The sequence below is a fragment of the Magnetospirillum gryphiswaldense MSR-1 v2 genome (genome assembly GCF_000513295.1).
Classification (GTDB): domain Bacteria; phylum Pseudomonadota; class Alphaproteobacteria; order Rhodospirillales; family Magnetospirillaceae; genus Magnetospirillum; species Magnetospirillum gryphiswaldense.
Genome location: NC_023065.1, coordinates 1,552,951 through 1,566,374 on the forward strand (window position 1 = coordinate 1,552,951; position 13,424 = coordinate 1,566,374).

Annotated in this window: 12 protein-coding genes; 4 read left to right on the top strand and 8 right to left on the bottom strand. The window is 65.3% G+C overall.

Annotation, left to right across the window (positions count from 1 at the left end; translation table 11 throughout):
• Positions 1-140 precede the first annotated feature (140 nt).
• From MGMSRV2_RS07475 to MGMSRV2_RS21405, 3 genes are all read right to left on the bottom strand, one after another.
• Positions 141-2,027: a response regulator gene (locus MGMSRV2_RS07475; protein ID WP_242410724.1), complete on the bottom strand. Its 1,887-nt coding sequence runs from the start codon at positions 2,025-2,027 to the stop codon at positions 141-143.
• 2 nt (positions 2,028-2,029) lie between these two features.
• Positions 2,030-2,476 carry a response regulator gene (locus tag MGMSRV2_RS07480; protein WP_024079755.1) on the bottom strand — a complete coding sequence of 149 codons (447 nt, stop codon included), beginning with the start codon at positions 2,474-2,476 and terminating at the stop codon, positions 2,030-2,032.
• A gap of 64 nt (positions 2,477-2,540) precedes the next feature.
• Positions 2,541-4,568 (bottom strand): sensor histidine kinase, encoded by a 2,028-nt coding sequence (locus MGMSRV2_RS21405; protein WP_024079756.1) that lies wholly within the window; start codon positions 4,566-4,568, stop codon positions 2,541-2,543.
• A gap of 77 nt (positions 4,569-4,645) precedes the next feature.
• Here MGMSRV2_RS21405 and MGMSRV2_RS07490 point away from each other — a divergent pair, with 77 nt between their 5' ends.
• The 3 genes from MGMSRV2_RS07490 to MGMSRV2_RS07500 are packed head-to-tail and all read left to right on the top strand — an operon-like array spanning position 4,646 to position 7,459.
• Positions 4,646-5,077 (top strand): NUDIX hydrolase, encoded by a 432-nt coding sequence (locus MGMSRV2_RS07490; protein ID WP_024079757.1) that lies wholly within the window; start codon positions 4,646-4,648, stop codon positions 5,075-5,077.
• Positions 5,074-6,558, top strand: coding sequence for a bifunctional aminoglycoside phosphotransferase/ATP-binding protein (locus MGMSRV2_RS07495; RefSeq protein WP_024079758.1), 1,485 nt, complete (start codon positions 5,074-5,076; stop codon positions 6,556-6,558). The genes MGMSRV2_RS07490 and MGMSRV2_RS07495 overlap by 4 nt, the downstream gene beginning before the upstream one ends.
• A gap of 46 nt (positions 6,559-6,604) precedes the next feature.
• Positions 6,605-7,459, top strand: coding sequence for a universal stress protein (locus tag MGMSRV2_RS07500; protein ID WP_024079759.1), 855 nt, complete (start codon positions 6,605-6,607; stop codon positions 7,457-7,459).
• 88 nt (positions 7,460-7,547) lie between these two features.
• Here MGMSRV2_RS07500 and MGMSRV2_RS07505 read toward each other — a convergent pair whose 3' ends face one another.
• The 4 genes from MGMSRV2_RS07505 to modB form a co-directional block, all read right to left on the bottom strand.
• The gene (locus MGMSRV2_RS07505; protein WP_144084279.1) at positions 7,548-9,659 is read right to left on the bottom strand and encodes a PhnD/SsuA/transferrin family substrate-binding protein; all 2,112 of its coding nucleotides are present in this window, start codon (positions 9,657-9,659) and stop codon (positions 7,548-7,550) included.
• Between the two features lie 115 nt (positions 9,660-9,774).
• Positions 9,775-10,158: a NifB/NifX family molybdenum-iron cluster-binding protein gene (locus MGMSRV2_RS07510; RefSeq protein ID WP_024079761.1), complete on the bottom strand. Its 384-nt coding sequence runs from the start codon at positions 10,156-10,158 to the stop codon at positions 9,775-9,777.
• On the bottom strand, positions 10,155-11,255 hold the full coding sequence (gene modC / locus MGMSRV2_RS07515; RefSeq protein ID WP_024079762.1) for a molybdenum ABC transporter ATP-binding protein: 1,101 nt from the start codon (positions 11,253-11,255) through the stop codon (positions 10,155-10,157). The genes MGMSRV2_RS07510 and modC overlap by 4 nt, the downstream gene beginning before the upstream one ends.
• Before the next feature lie 5 nt (positions 11,256-11,260).
• Positions 11,261-11,953: a molybdate ABC transporter permease subunit gene (gene modB / locus MGMSRV2_RS07520; protein ID WP_024079763.1), complete on the bottom strand. Its 693-nt coding sequence runs from the start codon at positions 11,951-11,953 to the stop codon at positions 11,261-11,263.
• Between the two features lie 124 nt (positions 11,954-12,077).
• Between modB and MGMSRV2_RS07525 the strand changes: the two genes are divergently transcribed.
• Complete coding sequence (locus MGMSRV2_RS07525) at positions 12,078-12,545, top strand: RidA family protein (protein WP_024079764.1); 468 nt, start codon at positions 12,078-12,080, stop codon at positions 12,543-12,545.
• Here MGMSRV2_RS07525 and MGMSRV2_RS07530 read toward each other — a convergent pair.
• Positions 12,502-13,410 carry a DMT family transporter gene (locus tag MGMSRV2_RS07530; RefSeq protein ID WP_024079765.1) on the bottom strand — a complete coding sequence of 303 codons (909 nt, stop codon included), beginning with the start codon at positions 13,408-13,410 and terminating at the stop codon, positions 12,502-12,504. The two genes, MGMSRV2_RS07525 and MGMSRV2_RS07530, sit on opposite strands and share 44 nt — an antisense overlap.
• Positions 13,411-13,424: the final 14 nt, after the last annotated feature.

Below are 13,424 nucleotides of genomic sequence, written 5' to 3' on the forward strand. Positions count from 1 at the left end.
CGCGCTTAGACCGTGATGCCCAAAATGTGCATCACGGTCTAAACTTCATCATTTTCCCTCGCCGGGCGCCCGCCTCCGCGGGCTTGGCCGCGCCCGCAATGGGCGCAGGAGCGCCATGCCTTAGACATAAGGCACCGCGCTCAAACCACCACTTCGTTGAGCGCCTTCAGCGACCGGTCCCACAACTCGCCCAAATCCTTGGCCAGGTTCTGGGCCTTGCCGTCGCGGGCGCGGGCGGCGTTTTCGATGGCGCGGCAGCGCGCCGCCAGGGCGGTCAGATGCAGGCTGGACGAGGCCGAGGCCAGACGGTGCACCGGCGAGGCCAGCCCCTCCAGATCGCCGGCGGCGGCGCGGACCAGGGCCGCTTCCAAATCCTGAACCGCTGAGCGCCCGAACAAATCCACCAACCCGCGCATACGTTCGTGCCCCAGGTCGCGCATGTCCGCCAGTAAGTCGGGAAGATTGACCAAGGACGGCCCGCCCGACGATTGTCGCCCGGCGCCAGCGGTGCCGCCGGCCAGGATACCGGCCACCTCCTCGACCCGGAATGGCTTGGCCAAGCAGCCGTCGATACCCGCGTCACGCCAGGCGCGCACATCCTGTTCCACCGGATTGGCGGTCAACAGCCAGATATGCTGGGCCGGGTCGGCATCGGGCAGCCCCCGCAGGCACCGCGCCACCTCCAATCCGTCCATATCGGGCATATGCTTGTCCAGCAGCACCAGATCGAAACGGTGGCGCCGCGCCAGATCCAAGGCGGCGGGACCATCGGCAGCGGTCATCACCGTATGACCATGACGTTGCAGCAGGCCCGAGGCGACTTGCAGATTGACCTCGTTGTCATCCACCAACAACACCACCTGGGGCATCAGGGTGGGGATTTCCTTGGCATTGGCCGTCGTCGTCGCCAAGACCGCATCGCTGAAGGGGATACGGAACCAGAATTGGGTGCCGCTGCCGGGCGTGCTGTCAAAACCGATGGCGCCGCCCATCAGCGTCACCAGCCGCTTGCAGATGGCCAGGCCCAAGCCGGCACCGCCATAACGCCGTGCCACCGACGAATCGGCTTGGCTGAATTCGTTGAACAGGATGTCGCGGGCTTCTTCCGGGATGCCGATGCCGGTGTCGGAGACGGTGAAGCGCACCATCCCGCTCGTCTCTTCCTTCGCCACCGCGATCATCACCGAGCCGTTGGCGGTGAACTTGATAGCGTTGCCGACCAGATTGAGCAGCACCTGCCTGAGCCGCAGCGGATCGCCGCTGACCTGACGCTGGACCTCGGGCGGGAAACGGCAGCCCAGGGTCAGTCCCTTGTCGGCGGCACGCGGCGCCATCAGCAGACGGATGTCCTCGACCATGTTCAACAGGTCGAACGAAGTGGTCTCCAGGGTCAGTCCATCGGCTTCCAGGCGGGAAAAGTCCAAGATGTCGTTAACCAGCCCCAGCAGCAATTCCCCCGACGACACCACCGTCTCGGCGAACACCTTCTGGCGCTGGTCCAAGGGCGTGTCCAGCAGCAGCCGGGCCATACCCAGGATGCCGTTCAAGGGCGTGCGGATTTCGTGCCCGACCGTGGCCAGGAACAGGGATTTGACCTGGGCCGCCTCTTCCGCCTTGTCGCGGGCCTCGCGCAGCGCCTGTTCGGCATTCTTGCGCTCGACCGCATAACGCACCACCCGCGACAGGATGAAACCGTCGTCGCGGCCCTTGACCAGATAATCCTGGGCACCGTGCTTCAACGCCTCGATGGCCTGGGCATCATCGTCATTGCCGGTCAGCACCACCACCGCCATGTCGGGGGCGGTGTCGGTCAGCGCCTTCAAGGTCGCCAGACCGGACGAATCGGGCAGGGACAGGTCGGCGAGGACCACGTTGAAGCCGCCTTGGGCCAGGCGCTCCACCGCCTGGGCCAGCTTCGAGCAGATTTCGACGCTGAACAGGGTGCGCGGCGCCTTGCGCAGCATCAGGTCCACCAGCCGGGCATCGGCGGGGTCGTCTTCCAGCAACAATACGCGAATGGGATCCATGGTCACGCCGCCGGCAGTCTGACGATATCGAACCAATAGGTTTCCATGATGTGGATATGCTGGGCGAACTCGTCCGCATCCATGGGTTTGCTGATGAAGGAATTGGCGCCCAGGTTATAGCTGCGGACGATGTCGCGCTCGGCTTCCGAGGTGGACAGCACGATCACCGGAATACCGCGCAACGTGTTGTCGCCCTTCAGTTCCTGCAGGATTTCATGGCCCGACCGTCCGGGCAGGTTCAAATCCAGCAAGATCAGATGCGGGCGCGGCGCCTGGGCATGGTTGGGACCGATGCGGCGCAGAAAGGCGAAAGCCTCGGTGGAATCCTTGGCGTGGTGCAGGTTGACCGTATGCCGGCCCCGGCGCAGGGCGATACGGACCAAGCCGGCATCGGCCAGATCGTCTTCCACCAGCAAAATATGATAACCGCCCTCGACCTGCCGCATCATCCATCACCCATCCGTGTTGCAGGGTCTGGCAATTCCCACCGCCCCGCAAGTCTTATCTTTGCCGTCACACCGGCAGGGACACCGCCGCGCGGCGCATTTTCGGCCACGTGAACTGGAAAATGGCGCCGTCGCAATCCTTGCCTTCCACCCAGATCTGGCCGCCTTGGCGCTCGACGATCTTGCGGCAGATGGCCAGACCGATACCGGTGCCTTCGTATTCGTGCCGGCCATGCAGGCGCTGGAAAATACCGAAAGCCCGCTCGCGGTGTTCGGGCGGAATGCCGATGCCGTTGTCGCTGATGCTGAACTGCCAATGGGGGCCGCAATCACGGCAGGCGACGACGATGCGCGGCACCTGCTCGGCCTTGCGGTATTTCAGCGCGTTGCCGATCAGGTTCTGGAACAGGCGGGTCAATTCACCGGAATCGCCCTCGATCACCGGCAACGAGTGGGGAACGGTGATCACCGCCTGGGTCTCGTCGATTTGCGCCTGCAAATCCAACAACGACAGATCGATCATGCGACCGACATCGACCGGACCGTCGGCCACCCGCCGCCCGACGCGCGAATAGGCCAGCAGATCGGTGATCAGCGCATCCATGCGCTTGACGCCGTCGCGGATGAAATCCATGAACTCGCGGGTTTCGTCATCCAGCTTGTCCTCGATGGAATCCTCGATCAGGGTCAGATAGGACCGCACCGTGCGCAGGGGCTGGCGCAAATCGTGCGACGCCACATAGGCGAATTGTTCCAATTCCTCGTTGGACCGCTTGAGGTCGCGCACCACCCCGTCCAACTGATCCTCCATGCGCTTGCGCTCGGTGATGTCCTGGATGGTGGCATCGACGCGGATGGCATGGCCGTCGTCGTCGCGGGCGACCTCGGCCCTGAACTGCGCCACCCGCTCGACACCGTCGCCGCGAATGATGCGGAAATCCTCGACCACCCGATTGCCGCCGCCTTGCACGGCGGCACTGACCGCCGCCGCCAGACGCGGGCGGTCATCGGGATGGACGCGGTCGAAGAACACCTCGCGGCTGGGCATCACGTCGCCGGGATTGAGCCCCAAAATAGTGTGGAACTGATCGGACCATACCTGCTGGCTGTGCCCCGGTTCCCAGATGGCACTGCCCACCTGGGCGACGCGTTCGGCATTGGACAGCAAGGCCTGGGAGCGGCGGTCAAGATCGCGATAGGCCTGATCCAGACGTTCGACCATGCCGGCGAAGGACTTGCCCAGGCGGGCGATCTCGTCGTCGCCATCCACATGGAAATGCGCGCCGCTGCCGGCGGCGAAATCAAATGACCCCGCCGCATCGGCCAAGGCCGACAGCCGCCGGGTCAGGCGCCGGCTGGTCACCGTCGCCAGGGCTGCCGCCAAGGCGGTGGCGGCAACGCCGATCAGTGACAGCCACAAGGCATATTGCCCCAACGACAGGTCCAATTCCCTGCTTTTGCCACCGACCCGAATGACCGCCTGACCGCGGCCAAAGCCGTTGGGCAGCAGGACTTCCGCCTCGGCGCTGATGGCGTTGCCCGGTATGGGGGCGCCCCACGCCGCCTGGGCACTGCGCCCACCGACCCGCAACACCACCTCGCCGCCCGAGACATCGCCCGGCGTGACCAGACGCTGACTGAGACGGTCAAGACGCAATCGCCACACTATGCTTTTGTCCGCAGCCTTGGTCCCGGCGAGCACGGGAATCATCATCTCGATCATCCCGCCGCCATCGGTGGAAATCCGCCCGGCGCTCACCCCCAGGATCATCGCCGCCTTGTTCCAGTCCCCCAGTTCGGCCATACCGACCACCCGGATGTCCACCTGCACCCCGGCAATGGCCAGACTGGGCGGCACGCTGGCATCCTGTGCATGTTCGGCCACGTGGCTGGCGATGGTGTCCAAGATGCCGGAAACATGGGTGGCATGGGCGTGGGCCAGCTCGGCCATCTGGCGCTCGGCCTGGGCCCGCATCATGCCGAGCGCCACCAACCAGGCGCCCACGCCCATGCAGACGACGAAGAACAGGGCCAGGGCCGATGTCGCCGCCGCCACCCGGGTGGAAAGTCGCTGACTGAATCTGTCGAACACCATGGCCGGTTTAATTGTTTGCGTTCCATCCCGACCATAGGACTAGCCACGCCCGCCAGCAAGCTTGCTATAGTGTTGATATGAGCCGCGATTACCCCACCCACCCACTGCCCGCCGTTTTGGCCGCGCTGGTCCACCAGAACCGCCTGGCCCTGGTCCAGCGCGACAAGGAAGTGCCGCCGCGCCGCTGGGGCCTGCCCGGCGGTTTGATGGAACTGGGCGAAAGTCCGGCCCAGGCCGCCTTGCGCGAACTGGCCGAGGAGACCGGCATCCACGCCAGCGCCGGGTCGGTCATCGACGTCTTCGACAAGATCGACCGCGACGGCGACGGGCGGGTGCGCAACCACTTCCTCATCCTGGTGGTGGAATGCCACTGGCTGGCCGGCGACGGCGCCGCCGCCAGCGATGCCGCCGCCTTCGGCTGGTTCGACCGGGCCGAAATCGGCACTCTGGCGCATGTGCACGACGCCCTGCCCCGTCTGGCCGACCGTTTATTGGGAAAGCAGCCATGAACCAGGACGACATCATCCGCTTTCTGTCCGACCCGGCCACCCATGGCGGCCAAACGCCCGAAATCATCAGCACCCATATTTCGGTGGTGTTCCTGGCTGGCGACCGGGCCTGGAAGCTGAAAAAGGCGGTGCGGCTGTCATTCCTGGATTTCAGCACCCTGCAAGCCCGCCACACCGCCTGCCTGTCGGAACTGGAGGTCAACCGGACCGCCGCCCCCGACCTGTACCTGGGGCTGATGCCGGTGACCACCGACGACACCGGCGGCCTGCATCTGGGCGGCGCAGGGAAGGTGGTGGACTGGCTGGTGGAAATGCGCCGCTTCGCCCAGGACGACCTGTTGTCGGAATTGCTGCGCCGTGACCGGGTCGATCGTCGGATGATCCAACAGGTGGCGGAAGCCGCCTTCGCCGCCCATCGGGCCGCCCCTTTGCGTCCCGACAAGGGCGGCGCGGCGGGGCTGGACTGGACCATCACCACCAACGCCACCGCCATGACGGCACAAGCCGCCATCCTGCCGCCGGCCAAGGCCGCGCATCTGGCGGAAGCCTCGCGCGCGTGGCTGCACAAGCTGACCCCCCTGCTGGAGGAACGCCGGGCACAGGGCAAGGTGCGGCGCTGCCATGGCGACCTGCATTGCGGCAATATCTGCCTGTACCAGGGTAAGACGGTGCCGTTCGACGCCATCGAATTTTCCGAGGACATCGCCTGCATCGATGTTTTCTACGATCTGGCCTTTCTGCTGATGGATCTGGACCAAAGGGGCGCCCGCCCACTGGCCAGCCATGCCATGAACCATTATCTCGACCTGTCAGGCGATTATCAGGGCGTGGTTTTACTGCCGCTGTTGCTGTCGCTGCGCGCCGCCATCCGCGCCCATGTGGCCGCCGCCATGGGCCGGGGCGACGAGGCCAACCTCTACCTTGACGCCGCCTTGGCCTATCTGGCGCCGCCACCGCCGCGCCTGCTGGCGGTGGGCGGGCTGTCGGGCAGCGGCAAGTCGCACATGGGCCGTGAACTGGCGCCGTTGCTGGCGGTGCCGGGGGCGGCGGTGGTGCGTTCGGATTCCTTGCGCAAGCAGATCATGGGCGCTGCCCTGCTGGACCGCCTGCCACCCCAGGCCTATGATTCCGAAACCGGCCAGCGCACCTATGCTGCCTTGTTGGACACCTGCGAAACCCTGCTGCGCGCCGGTCATGCGGTGGTCGCCGACGCGGTCTTCGCCAAGCCCGAGCAGCGCGCCGGCATCGAGGCGGTGGCACGGCGATTGGGTGTGCCCTTCGACGGCCTGTGGCTGTGGACCGAGCCGGATTTGGCCGCAAGGCGCATTGAAAGCCGCCAAGCCAATGTCTCTGATGCCACCACGGCAGTGTTGCAGGCCCAGCTTTCCATCGACCTGGGGCCGATGACCTGGACCCGCATCCATACCGGTGGATCAAAGCAGGATGCGTTGGACGCGGGCCGGGCCGCGTTGTGCTTGTGATCACTTAGGCGCATAATCGGAAGGTCCGTTTCAGGGGAGATCCGCCATGTCCACCATCAAGACCATCCTGGCGCCCATTGGCGACGCCGCCGCCGCCGCCGCGCCGCTTGAAGCGGCTTTCCGTCTGGCCCGCCTGTTCGGCGCCCATGTCGCCGCCTTGCATGTGCGCCCCGACCCCACCACCGCCGTGCCGCTGATCGGTGAAGGCATGTCAGGCGCCATGGTCGAGGAAATGCTGAACGCCGCCGACAAGCAATCGCGCGAAGCCGCCGCCGCCGTGCGCCTGGCCTTCGACGAGATCAAGGACCGCCACGGCATCACCTGCCAATCGTCACCGCCGGCTGACGGCGTCACCGCCGATTGGGTCGAAGCCGTGGGACGGGAAGAGGAAATCATCGCCCGCAAGGGCCGCGTCCATGATCTGGTGGTCATGGGTCATGCTGTCCAAGGCGACGGCTCGGGCTTGGCGCTCAACGCCGCGCTTTTGGACAGCGGTCGTCCGTTGCTGCTGGCCCCGGCGACCATGCCCGCCGCCCTGGGCCGCCGGGTGGTGGTGGCCTGGAACGGCAGCGCCGAAGCCGGTCGCGCCGCCGCCGCCGCCCTGCCCATCCTGGAACGGGCGGAAACCGTCACCGTACTGACCGTCAACGAACACGACGACATGGCCGGTGCCGACGATTTGATCGCCTTTTTCGGTTGGCACGGCATCAACGCCATCCATCAGGACATCCCTGCCGGCGGCAATGCCGGCATGGCGGTCCTGGAGGCCTGCACCACCGCCGGTGCCGACCTGCTGGTGATGGGCGCCTATACCCATTCGCGCCTGCGCCAGTTGATCCTGGGCGGCGTCACCCGCCACGTGCTGGCGCACGCGGCCATTCCGGTTCTGCTCAGCCATTAAACGACCGGGGAAAAGTCCCTCGGCTTTGCCTCGGTGTACTTTTCCCCGAAAGCAAAGGACTTTTCGCGGGCAACGGCAAACCCGCTGCTCAATCCACCGGCAAACTGACCTGGAAAGTGCTGCCCTGGCCCGGCACCGAATCGATCCAGATGCGTCCGCCCATGTTCTCGACGATCTTCTTGCACACGGCCAAGCCGATGCCGGTGCCTTCGCATTCACTTGACGGCACCAGACGTTGGAAAATCTTGAACACCCTTTCACGATCAGCCTCGGCGATGCCGCGACCATTGTCGGCCACCCAAATCCGCCAGCACTGGCCGTCACGCTGGCACCCCACCTGAACCCGGGGGGGACGATCGGGAGTACGGTATTTCAAGGCGTTGCCGATCAGATTCTGGAACAGACGCACCACGTCGTCCCGATGCCCGGACAAGATCGGCAAGGTCTCGGCGACAATGACTTCCCCGCCTTGCTCGTCGATGACCGGTTGCAAATGTTGCAACGCCTCCTGCACCGCCTGATGGAAATCCACCGGCGCCTCGGCATCGCTGTGTCGACCCGAACGGGAATAATCCAGCAGATCCTGAATCAGCCGGTCCATGCGCTTGGCCCCATCCAGGGCAAAACCAAGATATTCGCGCAATTCGGGGCTGGCCTGGGTCTGGATGTCGCGCCGGATCAGCCCCAGATAACTGGCGACCATGCGCAAAGGCTGACGCAAATCATGTGACGCCACCGAGGCGAATTGCTCGAGATCGGCGTTGACCCGCATCAACTGACCGGCCTGTTCGGCCAGACGCTGGTTGACCGCCTGCAATTCCGCCTCGGCCCGCTTGCGGTCGGTGATGTCGGTCCACCCCACATACGCAAGGCGATGGCCGCCGATGGTGATAGGGGTCAGCGACACCTCGACCACGAATTCCTGACCGTCGGGCCGCACATGGACCCAATCGAAACGGGCCGAGGAATAATGCGACACATCGTCCAGAAACTCGCGCGCCAAATCGCGGCTGGACCGACCATCGGGCTGAAGCGGCGGCGAAATCTCTTCGGGGCTGCGCCCGATCAGTTGATCGGCCCGCGCCCCGGCCAAATCCAGGGCGGCACGGTTACAGCGCTCGAACCGGCCATCGCGGATGATCAGAACCGGAGTGGGGGCATCCTCGTAAAGCCGGCGAAAAACCTCGTCGCTTTCCTCGGCTCGCTGATGGGCTTGCCGCAGGCGCCGATTATTGACCACCAATTTCAGCGCCAGCAAAGCGATGACACCGCCGGCCAGGGCCAGCACGACCAGAACGTCGCGATAACGGCTGATAATGTCGGAAAAGGTGAAATCAGGCGCATGCTCGAACGGCGACAGGCGCAGGGCGCGGGCCAGATTTTCCACCGGCAGGTAATCGGCGGGAATGGTGAAGCCGTGAATAGAGGCGGCCTTGGCCGCCGGATGGTCGGGCTCGAGTGCCAGCAACGCGCTGGTGATGCGGCGCACCACCCGTTCATTCACATGGGGCAAGGCGGAAAAGGCCCATTCCGGGTATTGCCGGGTCGAGAGCTGAAACGGAAATCCCGGCGGATTCTGGGGGTTGACCACCTTCAAACTATCGGGCGACACCCGGCCTTCGCGGATCATGGCTTCCAATATGCCGGTGCGGATGAATCCGGCATCCGCCTTGCCCGCGGCCACCGTCTGGACCACGCCGTCATGGCCATCCACATTCAGCAGCGAGGCATCGTCCGGCAGGCGGATGCCCGCTTGCAACAATTCAAAGGCCTGGGTCTGATATCCACCGAGAAACTTGGTGCCGGGTATGGCGATGGTCTTGCCGCGCAAATCAGCCAGCCTGGCGATATCGTCCCGCCCGGTACCCGTGATGATCACCCCGCCCAGGCTGCTGACCGCCACCCCCTGCTCCACCGCCACCAGGGTGGCCAGGGCGCCGGTCAGGCGGTTGCGCTGACGCAGAACAATGAAATGACTGGGATTGGTGAACAGCAAATCCAGACGTTGGGCGCCCAGTTCCTGTTCCATTTCCTCCTGGTTCAGCACGACCAGACGCAGACGCGCCTCGGGCACCGCCTGGTTCAGATAGTCCACCAACGGCTGATAAAGCTGCACCATCACCGGCTTGGGCCGGAAGGCGAAAACCGCCAGGGCCAATCCGTCCTGTGCCTTGGCCACATTGCCCGCAACCAACAGCACTAACACCGCCAAAGCGGTCAAACGCAGAAACAATGGCGCCACTGGTCGTCCCCGTCATACATACTTGGGGATAGTACCATTGCCGACACTTAAGCACATCCCCGGATGTCGCGGATCAGGGACGCCGCAAACGCTCGCGTTGCTGTTCACGCCGCAGCCAACCACGTGGATTGCGCCGCAAACCGTCGCGCAGGGCATCCAGGGCGTTGACGATGGGCTGGCCGGCATAGGCGCGCATGGGCACCACCTTGGCCCGGGCCAAACCGGCCTCGCCTTCCGGCCCGACATCGACGACGAAGACCATGCGGCAGCCCCGCAAGGCCCGCAGACGCGGCGCCAACTTGTCGTGATCGCCGTCCTGGGCCAGCCCCTGGCGGAAGGCCCGGGTGCCCATATAGCGATAGCCCTCGGCGGTGACATCGAACAGCAGCAGATGCCGGGCCCAGCCGAGATGGGCATCCACGTGGGTCAGATCCTGGGTGGCGATGGCGACCTTCATGCGCTCCCCCGTTGTTCGGCCAGATCACCGCGGGCGACGGTCACCGCCTTGATCATGGCATGCACCGCATCACCCGGCGCCAGGGCCAGATCGGCCAGGGCATGACTGGAAATCTGCGCCCACAACCGGGTGCCGCCGCAATCGAGCACCACGTCGACCATATTGCCTTCGCAGGCGGAAACGCTGGCGATTGTCGCCGGCAGGATGTTGCGCACGGACACCCGACCGGGCCGATCCAGCGCGATGGCGATATCGCTGGCATGAATGCGCAGCCGCACCTGGGTGCCGGTCGGCAGATGATTGCGGGCCATCAGCAGATGGCCGCCGGCAAAGGCCAGCCGGGTGATGCCGGTGGCTTCATCATGATCCTCGACGGTGGCGCGGATCACCGATCCGGCTTCCCAGCGCCCGGTCAGCGGGCGCAAATCGGTGCGCGACAGGATGTCCTCGGTCGGCCCCGCCGCCGCCACCTTGCCCTGATCCATCAACACCAGGGTGTCGGCCAGGGCCAAGACCTCGTCCATGGAATGACTGACATAAAGGATGGGAATGGCGAAGCGCCGCGACAGGGCGGCAATGAACGGCAGCAACTCGGCCTTGCGGTTGGAATCCAAGGCGGCCAGCGGCTCGTCCATCAGCAGGATGCGGGGATTGGCCAGCAAGGCGCGGCCAATGGCCACCCGCTGCTTTTCCCCCCCCGACAACAAAGCCGGGCGACGATCAAGCAGATGGCCGATGCCCAGCACCTCGATGACGGCGTCGAAATCGATGCGACGCTCCGCCGCCGGCAGCCGGTTCATGCCGAAGGTCAGGTTGGCCCGCACCGACAGATGCGGAAACAACCGCCCATCCTGGAACACATAGCCCAACCGACGATGTTCGGGGGCGACGTCGAGGCCCAAGGCCGCGTCGAACAACACCTTGCCGTCGACGACGATGCGGCCCGTATCGGGCCGGGCCAATCCGGCCACCATGTTGATGACCGAGGTCTTGCCCGACCCCGACGGCCCGAACAAGGCGGTGATCCCCGCCCCCGCCTTCAACGTCACCTCAACCTGGAAGGCGCCCTGCCGCCGATGAATGCTCAGGTCCAGCATGGCCTTCAGCCTTTCAGCCGGGCTTGCACCCGGCGCGACAGGATTTCCGCCGCCAGCAGCGCGGTAAAGGCCACCACCACCGAGATGACGCACAGCCGCATGGCCGCTTCGTCGCCGCCAGGCACCTGGGTCAGGGCATAAAGGGCGATGGGCAGGGTGCGGGTTTCACCGGGGATGTTGGAGACGAAGGTGATGGTGGCGCCGAATTCCGACAGCGAACGGGCAAAGGCCAGGATCACCCCGGTCAGGATGCCGGGCATGACCAGCGGCAAGGTGACGGTGAAGAACGTCGCCACCGGGCCGCAGCCCAAGGTGCGCGCCGCCTGCTCCAGCCCACGGTCGACGCCTTCCAGCGACAGCCGGATGGCGCGGACCATCAACGGAAAGGCGATCACCGCCGAGGCGATGGCCGCCCCCTTCCAGGTGAAGGCGATGGTGATGCCGAACCAGTCGTACAGCGCGCCGCCGACCACGCCGCGCCGCCCCAGCACCACCAGCAGGAAATAACCGACCACCACCGGCGGCAACACCAACGGCAGATGGATCAGCCCGTCCACCACCGACTTGCCGGGAAAATCCCGCCGCGCCAGCAGCCAGGCGCAGGCCACGCCCAAGGGCAACGACCCCGCCACCGCCCAGCCCGACACCAGCAGGGACAGATACAGCGCCTCGATTTCAAGCGGTGTCAGGGTGAACATGGGGTCGGCCTCTCCCGCACTGCAAACCGTTATATAGGTCAGCTATACACCCATACTTTGCCGAAGACAACCACCCCCGCCATCCCTTACCTTGGGCCGATCCATTGCAGCAACGGGGACGATCATGGCTTCCAACATCGACGCGCGTCTGGCCGAACTGGGCATCACCTTGCCGGTGCCGGCGGTGGCGGTGGCCAATTATGTCCCCTTCGTCATCACCGGCAATCTGGTGTTCGTCTCGGGACAATTGCCCATGGAAGGCGGCAAGCCGGTGGTGTTTGGCCATTTGGGGGCGGAAGTGTCGGTGGAAGACGGCGTGCGCGCCGCCCGCCTGTGCGGCCTGAATTTGTTGGCCCAGGCCAAGGCGGCGTGCGGCGGCGATCTCGACCGCATTCGCCGGGTGGTGCGGCTGACCGCCTTTGTCGCCAGCACCCCCGATTTCACCGATCAGCCCAAGGTGGTCAATGGCGCCTCCGACCTGATGGTCGAAGTGTTGGGCGATGCCGGCCGCCATGCCCGCGTCGCCGTCGGCGCCCCCAGCCTGCCGCTTAACGTGGCGGTGGAGATCGAAGCGGTGTTCGAGATCGGGTAACCAGCCAAATCCCCGCCGCCACCGGGACGATACCGGCGAAATCCGCCCACATCACCTGTTCGTCCATGATCAGCCAGCCGAACAACACGCCCAAGGGCGGGATCAGGAAGTGCCAGGCGCTGGCGGCGGTGGCGGTGCTGACCCGCAGCAGGTGGAACCAGATGGCATAGGCGATGACCGAGGCCAGCACCACCTGATAGGCGAGCGAGAACCAGAATTCCGCCACCGGCTCGATCGCCGCCAAGCCGCCTTCCAGCCCCCAGGCGGGAAAGGCCAGGAACAGGGCGGCGGCGGCCAGTTGCACCGCCAATCCGCCAAAGCCACCGCCAGCCAGACCAATGCGCTTGAACAAGATGGCGCCGCCCGACAACGCCACCAAGGCCGCCAGCGGCCACAGCATATCCAACCACGCATCGGTACCTGCGACGATGCGGTGGCGCAGGATGAAGGCGACGCCCACCACCCCCAGGGCCAGACCGGCCAATTTGCGTCCGTTCAACCGCTCGTCCAGCACCAGCGCGGCAAGCAGCGCCGTCAGCACCGGATTGGCGCTGACGATGATGGCGGTCAGCCCGGCGGGCACGTGACGCATGCCCAAATAGGACAGGCCCAGATAAAGGGCATGGTTGGCGATACCGATCAGCGCCAGCATCAGCACGGCGCGCCCGCGCGGCAATCTTTCGCGTAACGCCAAAGCCAAAGCCAAGGCTACCAGGGCGGCCAGGGCAAAGCGGATGGACAGCAAGGTCAAGGGCGGAGAATGGGCCAGCCCCAGCCGGGCCACCGCGAACACCGACGACCAGATCAGACAAAACAGGGCGATCAACCACGGCAGCAGATTGGTGGGTGATAATCGGGCGACCATGGCCGGTTCCTTTC

Coding starts and splice junctions, on each gene's coding strand:
- MGMSRV2_RS07500 (WP_024079759.1), top strand. CDS start 6,605: ATGTCCACCATCAAGACCATCCTGGCGCCCATTGGCGACGCCGCCGCC.
- MGMSRV2_RS07525 (WP_024079764.1), top strand. CDS start 12,078: ATGGCTTCCAACATCGACGCGCGTCTGGCCGAACTGGGCATCACCTTG.
- MGMSRV2_RS07495 (WP_024079758.1), top strand. CDS start 5,074: ATGAACCAGGACGACATCATCCGCTTTCTGTCCGACCCGGCCACCCAT.
- modC (WP_024079762.1), bottom strand. CDS start 11,255: ATGCTGGACCTGAGCATTCATCGGCGGCAGGGCGCCTTCCAGGTTGAG.
- MGMSRV2_RS07475 (WP_242410724.1), bottom strand. CDS start 2,027: ATGGATCCCATTCGCGTATTGTTGCTGGAAGACGACCCCGCCGATGCC.
- MGMSRV2_RS07510 (WP_024079761.1), bottom strand. CDS start 10,158: ATGAAGGTCGCCATCGCCACCCAGGATCTGACCCACGTGGATGCCCAT.
- MGMSRV2_RS07530 (WP_024079765.1), bottom strand. CDS start 13,410: ATGGTCGCCCGATTATCACCCACCAATCTGCTGCCGTGGTTGATCGCC.
- MGMSRV2_RS07490 (WP_024079757.1), top strand. CDS start 4,646: ATGAGCCGCGATTACCCCACCCACCCACTGCCCGCCGTTTTGGCCGCG.
- MGMSRV2_RS21405 (WP_024079756.1), bottom strand. CDS start 4,568: ATGGTGTTCGACAGATTCAGTCAGCGACTTTCCACCCGGGTGGCGGCG.
- modB (WP_024079763.1), bottom strand. CDS start 11,953: ATGTTCACCCTGACACCGCTTGAAATCGAGGCGCTGTATCTGTCCCTG.
- MGMSRV2_RS07480 (WP_024079755.1), bottom strand. CDS start 2,476: ATGATGCGGCAGGTCGAGGGCGGTTATCATATTTTGCTGGTGGAAGAC.